Source organism: Sphingobacteriaceae bacterium GW460-11-11-14-LB5, from assembly GCA_002151545.1.
Lineage (GTDB): Bacteria > Bacteroidota > Bacteroidia > Sphingobacteriales > Sphingobacteriaceae > Pedobacter.
Genome location: CP021237.1, coordinates 5,060,129 through 5,080,331 on the forward strand (window position 1 = coordinate 5,060,129; position 20,203 = coordinate 5,080,331).

The window sequence follows — 20,203 nt, forward strand, 5'->3', positions numbered from 1 at the left end:
TCTATGGGGTAAATGCAGCGGAAGATGTCGCCACAGGTTCATTCAATTTTCTTAAAATGTATTCAATTTGAAGATAGTTTCTTCCTTCAAAATAGATTGGCTCGATATTCAGCCTTGAAAGTAAGGCGAGTTTTTCCTTATTATCTTCCAGACTTCGGGCTAACGAACTCAAATGCTCTTTTGCTGAATCATCTAAGTCGGTCCCATCAATTATTGCCAAAGCATCTGGATGGAATGTGAAAACTGTCTTTCCCGGTATCTTGGCGCTATCTTTTATTAATATCCCTTTGGCATTCCAATCCTCGATTACAGTTGCATCTCGTCCTAGTTCTTTTATAGTGAAATAATCCTTACTCAGATTATCACTCATAATACAATAGTGTTTTTGTGTGGCAACACCGGCGCCAATTTTTTCGGCACGAATTGCCTCGATAGCCTTTTCGAGAAAGTTTATAAAATCCTTGTCCGAAAAACTAAATCCAACAAATACGGTAGTATAAGCTGAAAAGACTGCGGTAATGAGTGTTTGAACCCCGGAAAGGGCTTTTTCGTACTGGCGAAAATAAGATTCCTCTGTTAATACTACGTCCCCAGTTGAGGAAGATCCATGTATATGATAAATATGTCTTTCAGTCCCCATTCCCCGATATTCAAAATTTCCCAAAGTTGAAGGCGTATATTGCCAATCACATGCGGCATGAAATCGGCCAAGTGCATTCAATGTCTCTTCAAAACTCTCATCATAATTAGTGGTTAATATGGTTTTAGACATTTTGACAAGTTCGATGTGCAGCGAAGTAAAATGACATGCAACAGGTCGGGTATGCTGCCGCACTAGTTCCAAATATCTATCTTCTACTGAAAAACTCTTGATATTCGATGCCACTTTTGGATAACCATCTATTTTGATGGCACTTAAAACCGCTTTATCATCTGGATAATATTTAAACTCTTGGTTGAGCCTGATTAGTAGATCATCCCACAGCGGGATTTTGAGCGCGGAGGAACAGCCAGCGCCAATGAACACTGCTACGCCGTATTTCTGATTGACAATTTTTTTAAGATCGTCAATTTTGGGATCCGTCAAATATCGCATTAATAGAGAGCTTAGGAATGGATTTTGAAATATAAAATGTGAAAATAATAATAATTGTCGACCACGCAAACTATATCTAAAACCCTTTGTTTTCGTGTCTTCAATTTACTTGAAATTCCTGACGCAATTAATTATTCATTAGTTAGCTCCCGACTAAAGGTGCGAGATAAATGTGTTATCTAAATAAAAAAAAATCATATGTATGAGTGGTGGAAACTAATTTTTGTAAAAAGTGTTATTTACTAAACTAAAAAGATATCATTATGGCTAGAGGAAAAAAAGTTGAACGCAATTCGGTATCCAATCAGGACCACGAAATCAAATACGAAGCTAATAAGCTAGATGTGAAACCAAGTAAAGTTAAAGACGCCAAATCGAGCGCCGGTAACCAACGAAAAGACATTGAAAAAAAAGTGAAATAGAGAAAAGCTCCGAAAGGGGCTTTTTTTAGCCGCATGAAGATTGCCACCTATAATATAAACGGCGTAAATGGGCGCATAGATACGCTTCTAAAATGGCTGAAAGAAGCCGATCCGGATATCGTATGCCTACAGGAACTCAAATGTGAGGACAAATCCTTTCCTGTGAGAAAACTAAACGATGCCGGCTATCACGCCAAATGGCATGGGCAAAAGGCATGGAACGGAGTTGCTGTACTATCCAAAAAAGAAATCAAGGAACTCAGGAATGACCTGCCAGGGGAAGATAATGAATATACCCACAGCAGGTATCTGGAAATTTTTACCTATGAAACCGTCATTGGCTGCATCTACCTTCCCTTCGGCAATCCATATCCGGGACCAAAATATGAATATAAAAAGCGCTGGTTTTCTAGGCTGGTAGATCACGCCCAAACCTTGATCGCAACTGGCCTTTCCGTAATGCTGATTGGCGACTACAATGTTATGCCGACCGACCTTGACACCTATAAGCCCGAGAAATACAAAAACGATGCACTTTTTAGGCCAGAGATTAAAGCCAACTATCAATCACTTTTGGATCAGGGATGGACGGATGCCATTAGAACCCTGTACCCAACATCAGCCATTTACACCTATTGGGATTACCTGCGAAAAGCCTATGACCGAAACGCCGGACTTAGATTAGACCACTTTTTATTAACCGCAGATCTTGCAGAAAAGCTAAAGGCTGGTAATGTTGATAAACACGTTCGGGGCTGGGGAGGGGCTAGCGACCACGCGCCCGTATGGATTGAGCTTTCTGGCAGGTCACTAAAGAAAAACATAAAAACGCAGAAAACCACGTCGAAAAAAGCCAAGGGATTTCTAGATACTCTTTCACCCGAAATTCAGGAAATTGTCCGCTCTGGAGAAAACGCCACAATGCCAACTGGACTAAAACCTATGAAAGCAACATTAGTGGATGAACCTTTTGATGAACCGGGATGGTTATATGAGATCAAGTGGGACGGCTACCGTGCGATTTCATACTTAGAGAAAGATGGAACAAAAATTTATTCCAGAAACAATTTACTATTTACACAATTTTCCAGCGTAGAAGAATCGCTAAGTGTGCTTAAAACCAACGCCATATTGGATGGAGAAATAGTTGCGCTGAAGAATGATGGCTCGGCAGACTTCGGCGCCCTACAGAACTGGAAGAATACCCAACGCGCCAAACTCCATTACTATCTTTTCGATATTGTCTGGCTCGAGGGGTATTCACTATTATCGCTGCCCCTTAGCCAGCGCAGACAGATACTGGAAGCCATCATACCCAAATACCATGAAAGCATAAAATTAAGCCAGGCCTACCTGACCTCGGGCATAGATTTTTTTGATGCCGCAAAACGATTGAAGCTAGAGGGTATTATAGCCAAACGGGCAGACAGCTTTTATTCCTCCGACAGCAGGTCTAGGGAATGGCTGAAAATAAAGGCCAAGAGAAGGCAGGAAGTTGTAATCGGCGGCTACACGCGAAACGAAGGCACCGAAAAATATTTTAGCGCCCTCGCCTTGGGGGTTTATGATGTCAAAGGGAAGCTGAACTATATTGGAAAAGTTGGCACCGGATTTAACCAGGCCACCCAAAAGGAACTGATGGCGGAATTTGATAAACTCGCCACCAAAACCTGTCCTTTTGAAACCACGCCGGATGTAGATGAACCATCCCAGTTCCGGCCTCAGCGGCTTGGCGCACGGCCAACCTGGCTGAAACCAAAGCTCATCTGCGAAATAGAATTTGCTGAGCTGACCGGCGATGGCAAGGTACGCCAGGCTTCCTTTAAGGGATTAAGAAAAGATAAAGATCCAAAGGAAATTATCTTGGAGCTTGAAGCAGATACTCAGACACTTGTGCAGGAAGTGAAACTGGACCACAAGCTGTCTGAAGAAAATCCGGCAAAACCAGCCAAGGCCACAAAACCTGCTAAGAGCAAAAGCCTAAAAACAGCAAAGCCCCTGCTGGAAGGAAGTTCTCAGGTCCAGGAAAAGAAAATTGACGGCCATATATTGAAATTTACCAACCTGGATAAACTCTATTGGCCGGAAGATAAGGTCACCAAGCGCGATATGTTCAACTACTATGATGCAGTAGCGCCGTTTATGGTTCCCTATCTTTTGGACAGGCCGATGTCGCTGAACCGGTTTCCTGGCGGAATCCACGGGGAAAGCTTCTACCAGAAGAACGTAAAGGAAACCGCTCCTTCTTGGGCGCGCACCATGCCGCATACCAATGAAAAGGGCGAGGAAAAAAGCTATTTATTGGGCAGTGATAGAGCAACACTTTTATGGATGGCAAGTCTGGGCTGCATTGAAATGAACCCATGGTTCAGCAGGGCAGCTTCTCCGGATTATCCAGATTATTGCGTGATTGACCTGGATCCCGATAAAAATACTTTTGAGCAGGTGATCAAGGCCGCGCAGGTAACCAAGGATGTGCTTGATAGCATAGGCGTTCCAGGCTTTGCCAAAACCTCCGGCTCAACCGGCATCCATATTTACATACCTTTAGGCGCAAAATACACCTATGAGCAATCGCAATTATTTGCCAACCTTATTGTCCGGCAGGTGCACCGGGAACTTCCGAAATTCACCACGCTGGAGCGTAGCATTTCCAAACGGGGCGGAAAGATGTACCTTGACTTTCTGCAGAACAGGCCCGGTGCGACCATTGCGGGCGTTTACTCGCTACGGCCAAAAACAGGAGCGACCATATCTATGCCGCTGCTTTGGGAAGAAGTCAAGCGGGGATTGAAGATGCGCGATTTTACCATCTTTAACGCTATCGACAGATTAAAAGAAACAGGCGACCTATTTACGGGAGTACTGGGAAAGGGAATAGATATGCAAAAGGTGCTCTCATCTGCCCAGGAAAACTTCACCTAGTTTTTAAGGTTATTTTATCGCTAAAACAAAAAAGCCTACAAGCATTTATTATAAAAATTACCACCATGGAAAGATATGTTTTTGACCTCCCTACAGATAAGGGAACTATAAAGGCAACGGTTGAAGAAGCTGGCGAATGCTATAGCGTTATGCTTGACGGAAAGTTTGCGGGCAGCATGTGGCAGGATGAACAAAGGGGTATGCAGTTGAAAACCAATGACTCCGAGCTTGAGCCCCATATGTGGGAGATAGCGGTACATCTTTCCGAAGCTTTTTCCAGAAAAGAATTTCCTTCGCTATTGATGGGTACTTATCCTGAAATCGTTTCCAACGAATGGAAGACCAGCGAAACCCTTGAACTGCTGGTAAAAGCTGATACCGATATGGAAGTGTTCACAACCTTTTTTAAGGATGAGGTGTTGAACCTGGTGACATTCGAGGAACATCTGGATCTGATGGTAAAAAAAGAAAACGATGCGTACTTTATTATTGTAGGGATAAATTAGACATTGGTAGAAACTTTCTAGGTGTAGTGCGTTCTATTCCAACAGCCTCCGGTTGTATCTTCACTTCAATACAAGGAGAGTTTTGAGGATCATATAATAAATTAAGTGACGGTTTTATGTATGCTTGGGAGCAAATCCGTGAAAAAAGTAACTAGCGCAATAAATCTTGTTTTCGTGTAGTTCTTCATTCTTACCCCGCAAAATTTTTGTTTGACCTAAAGCATGTTACAATCATTTGGGATGTAGTATTGTGCATACCAATTTTTAAGTGATATATTTATGGATGGATTTAGTTAATAAACTTTGGAATTTTTGCCATACATTACGTCATGAAGGAGTTGATTATAACGACTATATTGAAGAGTTAACATATTTACTATTTTTGAAATTAGCCGAGGAGATTGATACGAAAATCCCTGATGGTTGTGACTGGGCTACATTAATCCAAAGTCCCGACAGTGACCTTCTAAGTAACTACAATTCTATCCTTCGAGAATTGAGTAACCAAAGTGGTATTTTAAAGGATATTTTTAGTGAGCCTATCGCGAAGATCCATAACTCATCAAGTCTTCGAAAATTACTTAATTTAATTGATGAAATAAACTGGCACAGCTACAACCAAGACGTGTTAGGTGCTACCTTCGAGGGTTTATTAGAACGAGCTGCAAATGAAAGTAAAAAGGGAGCGGGTCAGTACTTTACTCCCAGGCCTTTGATTCAAGCTATAGTAAAAGTAATGAAGCCTGATCCATTTGAGTCACCAAATTTTAAAATTTCGGATATCGCATGTGGAACAGCTGGTTTCTTGACAGAAAGTTTCGCATGGTGGAAATCATCAAACGAAATCAACAAATTGACAAATTTTCAAAGAGAAAAGCTAGTTAACAACACATATATCGGGCAGGAACTCGTAATTAGGCCAAGAAGGCTTGCTTTGATGAACATGTATTTGCATGGCCTCGAACCAACAATCATCTTGGGCGACACTATTTACGAACCGATTCCTATTAACGAAATCACCTGCAGTTGCCTTTTAACAAACCCCCCGTTCGGAACAAAAGGCTCAAACCAAATACCTGATCGAGATTTTGCCATAAAGACTAGTAATAAGCAACTAAATTTTATTCAGCATGCCTACGAAATTTTAGAACCCTCGGGTAGAGCTGCGATAGTACTCCCAGATAGTGTGTTATTTGAAGATAAAGCAACAGAATTGTGGGAATACTTAATGAAGAATGTCAACATTCATACTATTCTTAAGCTTCCACTTGGCACATTTAGTCCTTATGCTCAAGGTGTTAAAGCAAATGTTATTTTCTTTCAAAAAAATGCGATTACGGAACAGGTGTGGATATACGACGCTCGTACAAATATTCCTGGAATAACGAAAAAAGACCGTCCATTAAGCCCATTTCATTTTGAAGATTTTGAAAATTGCTATGGAGATGATCCCAATGGAAAGGGGGTACGTCTCGAAACAGAGAGATTTAAAAAATTCGATATTAAAAACATTGAGGAAAGAAATTTTAATCTTAATATAAGTTGGATTAATCCTAATACCGACGAATCGAACAATCACCTAGCACCGGATGATTTATTATCGGAAGCGATCGCAGAGACGGAAAGCTTGCTTGAAGAACTGAAATCCATTTTCGACAGCCTAGAATCAAATGACAAATAACACGCAATCATCTTGGAAATATAGCACCTTAGGAGAGGTTGCCAATTGGGCATCCGGAGGCACTCCTACAAGTAGTAACAATGATTACTATGGCGGAGAACTTCCTTGGGCGATTATCGGAGACCTCAACGATGGTAATGTTACCCAAACATCGAAGCACATAACTGCGCTTGGTCTAGAAAATAGTTCTGCTAAAATCGTCAAGCCTGGATCATTATTAGTCGCAATGTATGGAAGCATCGGAAAGCTAGGTATAGCTGACGTTGAATTGGCAACCAACCAAGCAATAGCATTTACAACTCAAATATTTGGAGGTATTCCTGTAAAATATATTTACTATTATCTAATGTTCAAGCGCCCTAAGTTACTTCTCCTTGGTAAAGGTGGTGCTCAGTTGAACATAAGCCAGTCCATTTTAAAAAATTTTGAAATACCAATTCCGCCATTGCAGGCACAACAGCGTATTGTAAAAAAGCTCGATGAACTTTTTCAAAAAAGTGAAAATATAAAACAACGTCTTGATACAATCTCGCAAAAAATAAACTTGTACGAAAGATCAAAAATCGCCGAGTTGTTACATGGAGGTAACGGCCCTCAACAAGATCTGCAAGAAGCACAAAATCAACAAGCCTCAAAACAGAATGTTAGCCTGCCACTTCAAGCATTGACTACATTACCTTTGGGATGGAAATGGATTCTTTTGAAAGATATTGCCAAAATACAAGGGGGTGTAACTAAGGGCCGAAACCTTAAAGAATCTCCAACAATTGAAGTGCCTTATTTGCGGGTGGCTAACGTGCAAGACGGTTTCTTAAATTTAGATGAGATTAAAACCATACATATAAAAAGTTCAGAGAAAGATAGGTATATGTTACGAAACGGCGACCTTCTCTTAACTGAAGGAGGAGATCGCGACAAACTAGGAAGAGGGACTATATGGCGTGAGGAGATAAAAAACTGCAGTTATCAAAATCACATATTTCGTGCAAGAATAGATTTAGAATTAGCTTCTGCTGAGTATGTATCCATGATGACTAAAACTGCCTTTTCAAGAAAGTACTTTTATGAAAACGCTAATCAAACAGTTAATTTGGCATCAATAAACATTACCGTGTTAGGTAACCTGCCAATTCCCTTAGCTCCTCGATCACAACAAGATCTTTTGGTAATAAACTATGATCGAACAAAAAAACTGAATGTTTCTTTACAGAATAAACTTGACTTAATACATCAAAGGATGAGAATGCTTACAGCAAATACTCTGGAAAGGATCTTTGATGGAAAACAGATAGAATTAGATAAACACGACGAACCTGTTGAAAAATTATTTCTACGAATCGAAAAAGAAAAGTCTTATCTTCTCAAGAATTCATTCCAAGAAAAACGACCAAAACCATCAACTTTGAAAACACAACCAATTACGACTTTGCAGGAAATGGTTTCCTGTCTGAACAAACTTGGCGGCGAGGCACCCGCAAATACATTGTTGAGCGCCACTTCATTGGAGGAAGAAATCGATGTTTTTTTCGAATTACTTCGCCAAGGGAGAGATGAAGAAATATTGAACGTTCCTGTCGGGAAAACAGGTTTAATTAGCCTAAAATGAAAATCATTAAGCTCTCAATAAATTCCTCTTGGAAAAATCTAGAGGGATTCACAATCGAATTTGATAGTTCTCGAGATATTACCGTGTTATTGGGAAAAAATGGCTCAGCGAAAAGTAATCTCTTGGAAACAATCATAAAAATTTTCAGAGACATTGACCTGAAAGAACCTTCTCCTTTTAGTTATTCATTATCATACTCACTAAATGGCGCATTTGTATCAATTGAGGCTGAAAAAAATAAAAATCCGAAGGCGAAAGTTGACAATAAGACGATTAGTGCAAATGAATTAAAAGCGGCTTTTATTCCAAGATATATCGTTGGATATTATTCCGGGGCGAGCGACAGATTTGAAGAACTTTTTAAAGTTCATGACCGGGCAGCATTAAAAAATACCTTGACTCCTATCAAGTCAGGTGAAAAACTTGCTTTTCGACGGTTTATTTGTGCTAGACCAGTACACGGACTATTTGCACTACTGGCTTTTTATCTTTCTGACGATAAAGAAATAGTTAAATTTTTAAATGATTATCCACGGATTGAATCATTCGATTCAGCTTTAATCGTTCTCAATCGTCCAGAATGGGCCAAGAAAGGTGCAACTCCTGATGATTTTTGGGGCGCAAAGGGACCAGTTGGTGATTTGCTCAACAATATTAAAAAACAAAGTCTAGCTCCATTTTCTCGTACCACCCAGGTATCTACGGATTTTCGTCATAGAGAGAAAAAGGAATTTTTTTATCTTCATTTGCCAGATTTAGCAGCTTTACACAACCTTTCCTCTGAATACGGAAGTGATCCAAAAACCTTCTTCCAAGCGTTAGACACAATGAGATTAAGTGAACTGATAGCGGATTTCAGAATCAGGGTAAAAGTTAAAGGAGCGGGAAGCGCTATTCATACTCGACAACTAAGTGAGGGTGAACAGCAGCTTTTGACCGTTCTAGGACTAATGCGATTTACTCAAGATGCTGGTTCACTATATATTCTGGATGAGCCTGACACACATTTGAATCCAGCTTGGGGGTTAGATTATTTAAATCAACTTAGAAACATTGGAGGAATTAATAAAGATAGCCATACAATTTTAGCAACACACGACCCTCTATTAGTGGCCGGGCTGGTGAAGCAAGAAATCAAAGTCCTAAGTCGATCTGCTTCTGGGAACATTTCTTCTACCGAACCAGACGAAAGTCCTAGAGGAACTGGTGTAGCTGGAGTGTTGACTAGCGAGCTATATGGGTTGGAAAGTCAGCTTGATACATTTAGCTTGAAGGTTTTAAAACGAATATATGAGGTGTCACAAATGGAAGAATATGCTCCAAAAAACAAACATCTTTCGAGGCTGAGAAAGATAGTACCTGGGTTAGCCGCGACTGACACTTCCCCTGATCCATACAGAAATATAGCCAAATTGGCCTATCAAGAAACATTAGACCTCATAGTAAAGTCCGATACTGATCTCGATCTAAAATATCAAGCAATTCAAAACCTAGCATCATTACTTTATACCAAGGCCAACGAGACAAAAAAATGATATATATAAATCCAAATCGTATTCGACCATCAGCACAATGGATAAGCAATGCTACTCGTTTAAAAGCAGAACTTATGTTAAAGACCCCTGCGGAACGTGCAGCGTTTATCAATAGTAAAAGGGCAGAAACGTGGGGAAATCAACACTTAGTCAATACGTTGAGAGGGGTAGTTGGAAACAAATGCTGGTATTCTGAGGTTGATCTCACTGGTGGCGATCCAAATGTGGATCATTTCCGCCCAAAAGGTCGGGTCAAGGAGATAGATCCTGATGCTTTGATTGGCATAAATTCGGAATCTGAAGGATACTGGTGGCTGGCATTTGATCATGGCAATTTTCGTTTTTCAAGTATGCATGCTAATCAACGTAGGGTTGACGAAACAACAAATGGAGGGAAATGGGATTATTTCCCCATAATTGGTAATAGAGCAATTGAAGGAACGCAAATTAGTTTAATCACTGAAACTGTTTTACCCCTTGATCCATGTTCTCCTACTGACGTCGCCTTAATGTGGTTTGGTCCTGATGGCGTTCCAGGATTTACAGGCTGGAAACGGAATCCAACTACACATGAACAGAGGCGGATGAAAGTCACAATTTGGTTGTTTCATTTAGACAAACAGGAACTCATGATAAAGAGAGCCAACGCTATGGAAGAGCTTCGAATAGTTATTAGGACTGCCAATGCGATTTATCAGATATGGGAAGCTCGAGGGAAAAATGATTATGATCATGAAAAGACGCTATTTGATAATTCTATCGCAGATATCCATATGAAAATATCTGATGAAGCCCCTTATGCTGGCGCTAAGCGTTGCGCACTTCAGATAGCAAAATCCGAGTTTCTGTGGCTAAATGAATATTTCTAACTTGATGGAACCGCCTTTAAATTACTTGACTTCTTATAGATAATCACCGTTTGAGGATTTTATTTAAAATTCCTTCCACCATGGAATGCCTCTTTCGGCACATCCTCACGAACCTGCGTCCGTTTATTCTGCGAGGGATAAGGTGCTGTTTTTTCATCGCCCCGGGCCATGGTCAATACCGGCAGCTCATCCACCTCCCGCTGTACCAACTTGCCCAGCATCTTCGTGAAATCAAAACATTTGCTCACGATCACGTGCACCACCTTTCCCTCGCGCTGCAACCGGCCTTCGACCATTAACAGCCTTGCGTGCAAGATTTCCTTGCGGTAGGTATCAAACAATTTCTCAAAGACTACCAGATTAGAATATCCCGTTTCGTCTTCAATGGTGATGAAACAAACGCCGCCCGCGGTCCCGGGACGCTGGCGCACCAGTACCAATCCCGCAACTTTGACCAATTGCCCGTTGGTAGAATCATTGTTGATATGATGGCAACTGCGGATATTGAGCATATCCAATTGCGGCCGCACGAAACTACCCGGATGCGCTTTGAGTGAAAGCCCAACCGTTGCGTAATCCTGCACTACGTGCTCGCCCTTTCCCATAAGCGGCAGCTCAACCTGCGTTTCAAGCACGCTTTCAGATGCCTGTCCCTTGAAAAGTTCCACCGGCATATCCTGCAATGCTGAAACCTCCCAAAGCGCCTTGCGCCGATCCATTCCCATGGATCGAAAAGCATCCGCATCGGCCAGTCTCTCAAGCGCGGCTATTGAAACCCCGACATCTCGAAGGGCGGTGATGCTTTTATATCCTTCGCCACGTCCATTCACTAGGGTATCGACATCATCGGCCCGGATGCCACTGATCTGCCGAAATCCCAAACGCATCGCAAAATATTTGCCCGATTTTTCTTCGAGCTTATTATCCCACAGCGAATGGTTGACATCGACCTCGCGCACCTCAACTGTATGTTTCTGTGCATCGATAACAATCTGCGCGGGCTGGTAAAAGCCCATCGGCATACTGTTAAGCAGTGCCGCAGCAAAAACATCGGGGTAGTAATGCTTAAGCCAGCAGGACACATATACTAGCAGCGCAAAGCTTGCCGCATGGGATTCCGGGAAACCATAGCTTCCAAACCCTTCGAGCTGCTTGAATATCCGCTTTGCAAACTCTAAGGTATATCCCTTAGCCAGCATCCCCTCAATGAGTTTTTGCTCATACTGGTTCACCAATCCCTTGAACTTAAACGTTGCCATACTTCTTCGCAATCCATCGGCTTCAGCCGGGGTAAATCCAGCTGCGACTATAGCAATTTTCATCGCCTGTTCCTGGAACAGCGGAACGCCCAATGTCCGACCCAATATTTCTTCAAGCTCCGGCGAAGGGTAGACTACTGGCTCTTCGCCATTTCGCCTGCGCAAGTAAGGGTGCACCATATCTCCCTGTATCGGCCCAGGCCTAACGATTGCCACCTCGATCACCAGATCATAAAATTCCCGGGGTTTTAACCTTGGAAGCATGGACATCTGCGCACGGCTCTCGATCTGGAACACGCCCAACGTATCCGCCAGACAGATCATGTCGTAAACCTCCGGGTCGTCCTGCGGTATATTAGCTAAAGTAAAATGCTTCCCATAATAGTCGCGACAAAGGTCGAACGCCTTGCGTATGCAGGTAAGCATTCCAAGTGCCAGTACATCCACCTTTAAAAATCCCAGCGCATCGATATCATCTTTATTCCACTCGATATTCGTGCGGTCCTCCATCCGGGCGTTTAAAATTGGGCACAAATCGGTGAGCTTGCCTTGCGTTACCACAAATCCCCCCGTATGCTGGCCGAGCTGCCGCGGAAAGCCCATCATCTGGGAAGTAAGCTCTAGCGTTTTTTTTAGGTGCGGGTCGTTTGGATTTAGGCCCTGCTCAGTAACCCTTTTTCCCTCGAACCATTCATCGGTAAACTCCCAAATCGAACTTGACAACCTGTTAATGGTATCCACCGAAAGCCCCATGGCTTTTCCCACATCGCGGATTGCACCCTTTTGGTGCTGCTGGGTAACCGTTGCTACGATAGCCGCCCGGTCGCGCCCGTATTTGTTATAAATATATTGGATGATCTCTTCCCTTCGCTCATGTTCAAAATCCACATCGATATCAGGTGGCTCGTTTCTGGCAGGGGAAATAAAGCGCTCAAAAAGCAGGTCGAATTTCATGGGATTAACGGAGGTTATGCCTAAAACAAAACATATCGCCGAATTTGCCGCCGAGCCCCGACCCTGGCAGAGGATCCCGCGGGATCTGGCCTCGCGCACGATATCTTCTACAAAAAGAAAATAATTGGCGTAATCCATATGCCTCACAAATTCCATCTCATGGTGGATCATTTTAACCACCTTTTCAGGAATCTCTTCTCCGTAAAACTCATGCGCCCCTTTCCATGTAAGAAACTCCAGTTCCTCCATCGGACTTTTGCCGCTCTGATTGATTTCTTCTGGGTAAACGTACTTCAATTCATCCAACGAAAAATTACAGGCCTCGGCAATGACCATCGTATTTTTGATTGCACTTGGATATTTCCTGAACAACCGCTCCATCTCGGCCACCTCTTTCATATAGCGCTCGGCATTCTGGTGCAAGCGAAATCCGGCTTCCTGGATGGTACATTTTTCCCGTACGCATGTCAGCACATCCTGCAGTTCCCTGCGCGAAGGATTATGGTAATGGATATCGCCCGTTGCTACAACAGGAATCCCGTAAAAATCCGAAAGCTGCGACGTCCGGAAGATTAGCTTATCATCATTTCCCATATAGGATCTGGTAGCTGCTAGATATAATTGACCATTCAAGGCCTGCTTGTATTCCGCTACCGCACTGATAAAACTTGCCTCGTATTCAAACCTGCGGTTAAGCTCTCCGGGCATCACTAGGCAAAAGATTATCCCCTTGCTATGCGCATAAACATCCGCCCTTGAAATATGGCATGAACCTTTTTCTGCCCGCATATTGCCAAGGGTGAGCAGCGCCGATAATCTGCCGTAAGCGTCCTTGTCAGTGGGATATGCCAACAGGCTCGGTCCATCCAGCATATCCAGCCGGCAGGCAGGAATAAGTTTCACGTTTTTTTCCCTGCAGGCCGCATGGGCGCGGACAATTCCGGCCAGGGTATTGCGGTCTGTGATCGCTATTTTTTGGTAGTCAAAAGCCTCCGCCTGTTCCACAAGCTCATGGGCATGCGATGCACCCCGCAAGAAACTAAAATTCGATGTCACCTGTAATTCGCTATACGCCATAACTAGTCTCCTTTATGCAAAAAATCCATGGATAAACCATTTGTATTTATTTTCCCCGCCATAGTGGCCCGAACGGAACAGCCAGTACCGGCCGCCCTGCTCATCCTCTACCTGGTAATAATCCCTATGCTCGCCTTGATCTAACCACCATTCCCGCTCAATGCGCTCCGGTCCATCGGCTTTTGCAACGATATGGCGAACTCCCTTATAGATAAAAAACTTAGGGGGATGATCTGGGATGATTGCCATTACCTCTATCGCAACAGGGATTTTAAGCAGTTCGGTAGGCCTTGGTTTATCCAACCGCCAAGGCCCATTCGGTTTTTCGGTTACCGAAACCGCTTTGAGTATCGCCCTTTCCGGCCAATACCTTTTGGCAGGCAGATAGCGATGTATCACCTGAAAACCGACCTTTCCAGCCACCCGGTCAAGCAGTTTGATAACACTCTGGTCATCCAGGCCCGGTTTTGATGTCCACATTTCTTCCTGTGGAACCTCCACATCATCCACTTTAGGCGCATCCAGCACAAACAGCTCAATGCCAAGGGCGGGCCTGATCTGATCGATCTTAAGCTGAAAAAGCTTGAATAGGTGGCTAACGCTATGTGATGCTCCGCTTGTACCGATATCCACCTGTACCACTTTGCCGTCGATCCGGTAGCAAGTAAGCACACCGAAGCGCAGTCCTTTTCCCTCGGCCTGCATCCTCTTGCACAAGTTTTCCAGTAATTTATTGATGGCAATTTCAATTCCGTTTCTTGTTTTGATGGGTTCTAGACAGGCCAGCCTTTCGCTGAACGGCACCGGCACCTGGAGGGGAGCAAGCATTTCGATTTCTGTGCCAATTGCCTGGCCCAACCGCAGCAGAAAATCCTCACCAAACCTCCTGCGCAAAACCGACCTGGGCATCCCGATAAAACTCTTAATCTGATAGAATCCAAGTTTTCGAAGCTTTGTCAGCACCGATTCCTCAAGTCGCAGTGCGTCAGGCACAAGATTAAGCAGGGCATCCACATGTCCGCCCACGGGAATCAATGGGGTCACTTTTCCATAATGCGATATTGCCCAGGCAGTCCCGGGCGTATCGGCTATTGCTATGCGAACGGTATAGCCCTTGCTTTTTAGCCTCGAAACGATTTCCTTTAGATATCCACGTTCACCGCCCCAAAGATGGCTACATCCCGTTGCCTCGAGCAGTAGCCCATCCATCGCAAATTCATCGATGGCAACTATTGGCGAATAACGCACGCACCACTCGCCAAGTCCTTTCAGCAGTTTTCTGGGCCTTTCAGGTTTATCATCCAGCACCTCAAGTCCGGGGCAAATGGCCTTTGCATCTGCCGCACGCATTCCGACCTCCACGCCAAATCCATGTGCCAGCTCGCTCACGGCGGTGATCATCATTCGGCCACGGTCGGGCGCCGCAAAAACAAAGGGCACACTGGAAAGCTCGGGCCTGCGGATAAGCTGCCAGTCAGCCAGCAGCTGGCGGAACCATATGGAAACAAAACGCCTTTGCATGATATCTATCCAATCTGCCTGCCCTCCATTTCAGACCAAACACTCTGTTTTTTGACTTTCTTAACTTCCTCGAATTTTTCTCCGGCCCATTCCAGCACGAAGTTTCCAGGATTACCGTTGCGCACCTTCAGCAGCTCGACCTGCCAGCGGGGGAAACCCAAACCCGGCATACCGTCCTCGGTCTGAGATGGCAGAGGACTGATCCTCCACCTAGCCGTGGCCACTGTACTTGCGGTTTTATTTTCATCTTTTCGAAGGATAAAACCTGTAACGCCACTTGATTCTACGGCAAGCTGTAGCCTGCGCGATTCGATAAGCGAAAGGTTATTAACCTCGGCCACTACGGCCGCAAGCCCCTCGCACTTTAGCGCTTCCTCAGTAATCCATAGCACATCTTTTTCGGTCTTTACATCCATAAAAATAATGCGTTCTGGCTCGACATTAAAAAGGCCAAGTGATGCCGGGAACAATCGTCGCGATGTACTAGCCCATACGCATGCCGCACCATTTTCCATAAGCACGGCCAGTAGACCTGCGATAAAACCATCGCTAGCCGCCGAATGCTCGGGAACTACGGTAATGAACTCATGGATTGCCTTTTTGGGGAATACCCCACCTGGGAACGCATCTTCGATATCTCCAAGGCCGATGCGCTCAGCCTTGCCCGAGGCTACGGGCTTAAAGCCCTGCCACAACAGGATGTCCTGCTGCAATTTTTGAAACAATTCCCTTTTTGCATCCATGATAATCGAGTTAATTTTATACTATTATTTTTAGTATTATAAAATTATACAACAAACATAAAGCTAAAATTGTTAGTAAAAAATGAATTGTGGAAAAGATTGTGTTTTTGGTGGAGAACTCGACATGCGTACACGACTAATCGATGTCGTATTTATATTATCCGCCTGGGTAAATATTCTTGCAAAAATCTACAACGGTAGCTTTAATTACCGCATAAATCTTACTGTCGGTATGCACCTTGGTTGACAGGCAATCCAGTATATATCCCACAAACTCATCGATCAGGAATTTCTCTGAAAGAACTTTTAGTGTATTCACCATCAGATCGCGACGAAGTATGTCCTTCTCGGCTTCAGGTACAAAATCTATCGGCGCACGATATAGGGAAATAAAATAGTCGCATACCACATGGATTGTAAAATTATCATTCATCATCGGGGACAACAGCCCCCTGGTTACCTGTGGAAGGGGATGGACATAGCGGTATCCGGCTCTTCTTGCGGCTTCTAGCATCATGTATTTATCCGACGGAATATGCTTATAATTTACCCCAAGCAGTCCGATAGTAAGATCGACGTATCTTTCCCTAGTGATTTTTTTATTCACAAAAAGATAAACCCAAATAATGAAACTGGCGGTGCTATGTACTCCATCCTGAGATTTGGCCATTATCCTAATAGCCGTTTCCTCTGCAAGTAAAAGGCTTGCCTGTTCCTTGGCAGTTAGAATGGAATCAATGGTCGATTCTCCAATGTTCTTGTTTAATACCTTCTTTCTCTCGGCATTCATTTCAAGGGCCGCATTGCAGGGAAGGCTTTTACAATTTTCCCGGATCCAGGATAGCAGATCGGTGAACAGCGATATTTCGGACTGTATCAACTCCGGAGAGGCAAAACTTCGGACATATTTGTCGCCTTCCTTTCCAAGAATAAATTTTCCGGTATGGCTATCTGACTTTAGCTCGTGGAGAATTTCATGTGTAAGCAGCACAGACGACTCGGCCACAAAAAGTTCGAGGCCCAGTAGTTTGAGCTCATGAAGTCCCCCGATCTGGGCTATTGTACAGAGGCTTATTGCGTCAATCATCAAAGATCGATGTTTTTTCAGGGCTTCAAACGAGGTGGTAACATCGGCAACGTCCCAAGCGGTAAATATTCCGAGCCTATCATCTGAGATAAAGTTCTTCCATACCATGATCAGATTGGCATCGCGTATTGATGCAATGGCAGAAATTGGGAGCATATCCTTTCGATAGGCATCGGCCATTCTATTGTCTGCGGCAGATCTCCGGTCTAGTGCTTCGAAAAGCGCTTTAAAATCCTTCTCCGGATCCCCGGTATCACCGACAGCCATCTGGCGGAAGCTGGTCTGTGAGGCAAAGATGGTGCTGATCATTTGATAGCTCTCCCGAAGGGCCGCATTAAAAATATGCTGGATTTCTACGATTGTATATCTGATTGCCTGAGGTCCAAGTATAATTTCATCCCCGACCTTTTTGCCCAACATCACCATTGCCTCGGGACTGTCCGGGGACAGCTCTCCATGGCTTCTGCTAAGATCAGCCCTACCTTCGATACGGTAGGTTACCATCTGCTCTCCGGAACTGATGGTAACCTGGCAATCAATGCCAACTATCAGAGGATTATCAGGATGCTCCCTTTCTGGAGAGATGACCGTTCCCAGATGGATAAAGTTCTCATGCGCCGATACCCGGTCTATAAACTGCCTTCTTGCCTGCAGCGCAAAACGGTGGAATTTTTCCATCCTTCCAGAATCATGGCATGATATTGCAAGCTTAAATTGCATATCTATTGCCAATGTCCTATCCAAATGGTCTATAGAGTCAATAATATCACCAACCTTATCCCATTCTTCTTTTCTGTAATAAAGAAGTGCCAGCCTGCCTTGTATCGCCTGATCTTTAGGATAAACCTCCAGATATTCCAGGCAGGTAGCAATCGCCGCAGGAAAATCATTGATCTCTGCCTGGACATACGCTTTTAGCTCGGTCACCATCGCTATAGGTCCATTTTTTTTGGTAAGCACCTGGCATGCGGAAAGCAGTTTTCCATACTCGCCAGATCTGAAATAGAGCTTTAGCAGCTTTTGCGTGTTGGAAGAGTAGCTCTCCAAATCCGTCACCATTTCCATTAGCTCTATGGCCTCTTTATTCATCTTCAGTTCTTCGAACTGAAGCGACAGATCAAAGATGTCAACCTCTGGAGTGTTTTGATTGATTGTAGAGAGGATATGGCCGAAGATTTCCTTAGCCTCTTCATCTTGTCCCTTTTTTAAGGCTATCTTTCCCTTTAGCAATTGCGCGGTAATTGCGTTCTGATCTATGGAAAGTGCAAGATCATTATAACTGATCGCCGCTTCGATATTTCCGTGATCAATCTCTCTCTGGCACAGGTAATCGATGATGAAAAGCCGAAGACTCTGGGAAATATCCTGGGTCAGCAGTTCCCCGAATATATCGAGTGCTTTTTCCACCTCGCCAAGCTGCAAGTACAATTGGCCATGAAAATGTTCAAGTTCGTGGAGGTCGCTGCCAGATAGCAGAGACTTGAGCTCATCCATTAGGGCCATAGCTTCGTTTTCGCGCTTGGTCCTCGCTGCTGATATTGCTACATGTCTTAACGAAAAGCTGTCCCTTCTGTAGCTCAACGCTTCTTTGGCATCCTGATAACTTCCCTCAAAATCCTCAAGGTATGTCTTAGCAACGGACCTATTGATCAGAAACCAGACCCTGGACTCGCGCAGGTCGGTATTTTTGATTTCATCCCACGCCCTACTGTACAGCTCGACGATATATCCAGCCTTGCTTCTTGTATCATGGCTGATCTGTGATGTCACGACATGGTAAGGGCTCCTGATACTATCCAAGATAATTGTGCCCAAGACCGCCCTAAGCTCGTACTTGTTATCGGAGGCATTGTCAAGGGCAATCTGTCCCCAGGTGATGGCCATATCATATTCCCCCTTTAGCTGCGCCGCACGGGCAATCTCAAAGGAAACTTCCGTATGTTGCCGTATATCGACAGGCACCATTTCTATGATTTCCTTTAAACTAAGGCTTCTATTCAATCGGATAAGGGCGCCATAGATGCCAACATCATTGGGATTGATCTCCAGCCCTTTTTTTATCAGTCCCTTGGCATTCTCGCCATCTCCGATAAGTGAATAGCCCAGTATTGCCCAGCCAATTGCCTTTGGATCGTCTGGCTGATGTGCATGGGAATCGATGAAGTTCTTTGCTGCCTCTTCATCCTCAAGGAGATCCAAGTGAAATATGCCTAGATTGGCCTTTACCCTATAGCGTTCTCTCGGCGATAGGCTTTCCCAATCTTCATCAATCATTTTTTGAAAAAGCCTAATTCCCGCCTTCTGCTGGAAAGATTTCCGCAGGGAGTTTATTGCGTCGATCTGCTTATCAAAATCAGTCTTTGAAAACTTATCAGCATTTTCATTCTGAACTGCTGCCAAGACCTGTTTGATGAGCTGGGTCTGCTCTTCTTGACCGCTCAATATTTTTTCCGTGGTGTTCTGGATAGTTGCCAGTGATTTTTGAAGTTCTATTTGAGCGACCCTATCAATCTGATCAGGTGTAGCATAGGTTGGCGCGGCCCTGAACTTGTTTTCATGACTAGCTTTTATCAGGTGCATTTTTTCTGTGGTATAAATCTCCACATTATCCGTAACCTTATGGTGCTCATAACACATCAACATAAGGTTACTATACTGCCGCCTATCTTCGTTGCTACTTTCGGCATTAAACCTTTCTCCACCTTCCTTGGCACTCTCGATGTGGCATACCTGTCCAACGAAAATATTGTCCCCACGGAAAAGTGCATTAGAACATCCTGGGAATGCACACACATTCCCGCTTAAACTAAAAAGCAGTGTAAGCGTATCCTTCGTAGGAGCTAATCTTTTAACAATTTCCTTTTCCATTGAGCGCCAGAGTTGGTGGCAGCTCCTAAATTACCGAAATTCCTGCTCAGATTT

General features: G+C 43.9%; 12 protein-coding genes. 7 read left to right on the forward strand and 5 right to left on the reverse strand.

Going from position 1 to position 20,203, the window contains the following annotated elements:
• Position 1 precedes the first annotated feature (1 nt).
• Entirely contained in the window at positions 2-1,096 is a 1,095-nt protein-coding gene (locus tag CA265_20460; protein ARS41897.1) for a hypothetical protein, read from the reverse strand.
• A 263-nt stretch (positions 1,097-1,359) separates the two neighbouring features.
• Between CA265_20460 and CA265_20465 the strand changes: the two genes are divergently transcribed.
• The 7 genes from CA265_20465 (at position 1,360) to CA265_20495 (ending at position 10,640) form a co-directional block, all read left to right on the forward strand.
• Positions 1,360-1,518: a hypothetical protein gene (locus tag CA265_20465; GenBank protein ID ARS41898.1), complete on the forward strand. Its 159-nt coding sequence runs from the start codon at positions 1,360-1,362 to the stop codon at positions 1,516-1,518.
• 33 nt (positions 1,519-1,551) lie between these two features.
• On the forward strand, positions 1,552-4,443 hold the full coding sequence (locus CA265_20470; GenBank protein ID ARS41899.1) for a DNA ligase D: 2,892 nt from the start codon (positions 1,552-1,554) through the stop codon (positions 4,441-4,443).
• Between the two features lie 65 nt (positions 4,444-4,508).
• Entirely contained in the window at positions 4,509-4,949 is a 441-nt protein-coding gene (locus CA265_20475) for a hypothetical protein (protein ID ARS41900.1), read from the forward strand.
• A 283-nt stretch (positions 4,950-5,232) separates the two neighbouring features.
• Positions 5,233-6,630, forward strand: a complete 1,398-nt coding sequence (locus CA265_20480) for a restriction endonuclease subunit S (GenBank protein ARS41901.1) — start codon at positions 5,233-5,235, stop codon at positions 6,628-6,630.
• A complete protein-coding gene (locus CA265_20485; GenBank protein ID ARS41902.1) occupies positions 6,620-8,236 on the forward strand; it encodes a hypothetical protein in 1,617 nt (538 codons plus the stop codon). The genes CA265_20480 and CA265_20485 overlap by 11 nt, the downstream gene beginning before the upstream one ends.
• Positions 8,233-9,771, forward strand: a complete 1,539-nt coding sequence (locus tag CA265_20490) for a hypothetical protein (GenBank protein ARS41903.1) — start codon at positions 8,233-8,235, stop codon at positions 9,769-9,771. Before CA265_20485 ends, CA265_20490 begins: the two co-directional genes overlap by 4 nt.
• Positions 9,768-10,640 (forward strand): hypothetical protein, encoded by an 873-nt coding sequence (locus CA265_20495; protein ID ARS41904.1) that lies wholly within the window; start codon positions 9,768-9,770, stop codon positions 10,638-10,640. Before CA265_20490 ends, CA265_20495 begins: the two co-directional genes overlap by 4 nt.
• A 59-nt stretch (positions 10,641-10,699) precedes the next feature.
• On the opposite strand, the gene CA265_20500 is transcribed toward CA265_20495, so the two are convergent.
• The 4 genes from CA265_20500 to CA265_20515 form a co-directional block, all read right to left on the reverse strand.
• Positions 10,700-13,930, reverse strand: coding sequence for an error-prone DNA polymerase (locus tag CA265_20500; protein ARS41905.1), 3,231 nt, complete (start codon positions 13,928-13,930; stop codon positions 10,700-10,702).
• A 12-nt stretch (positions 13,931-13,942) separates the two neighbouring features.
• A complete protein-coding gene (locus tag CA265_20505; protein ID ARS41906.1) occupies positions 13,943-15,451 on the reverse strand; it encodes a nucleotidyltransferase in 1,509 nt (502 codons plus the stop codon).
• 5 nt (positions 15,452-15,456) lie between these two features.
• Positions 15,457-16,194 carry an Error-prone repair protein ImuA gene (locus CA265_20510; GenBank protein ARS41907.1) on the reverse strand — a complete coding sequence of 246 codons (738 nt, stop codon included), beginning with the start codon at positions 16,192-16,194 and terminating at the stop codon, positions 15,457-15,459.
• A gap of 157 nt (positions 16,195-16,351) precedes the next feature.
• Positions 16,352-20,149, reverse strand: coding sequence for a hypothetical protein (locus CA265_20515; protein ARS41908.1), 3,798 nt, complete (start codon positions 20,147-20,149; stop codon positions 16,352-16,354).
• Positions 20,150-20,203 lie beyond the last annotated feature (54 nt).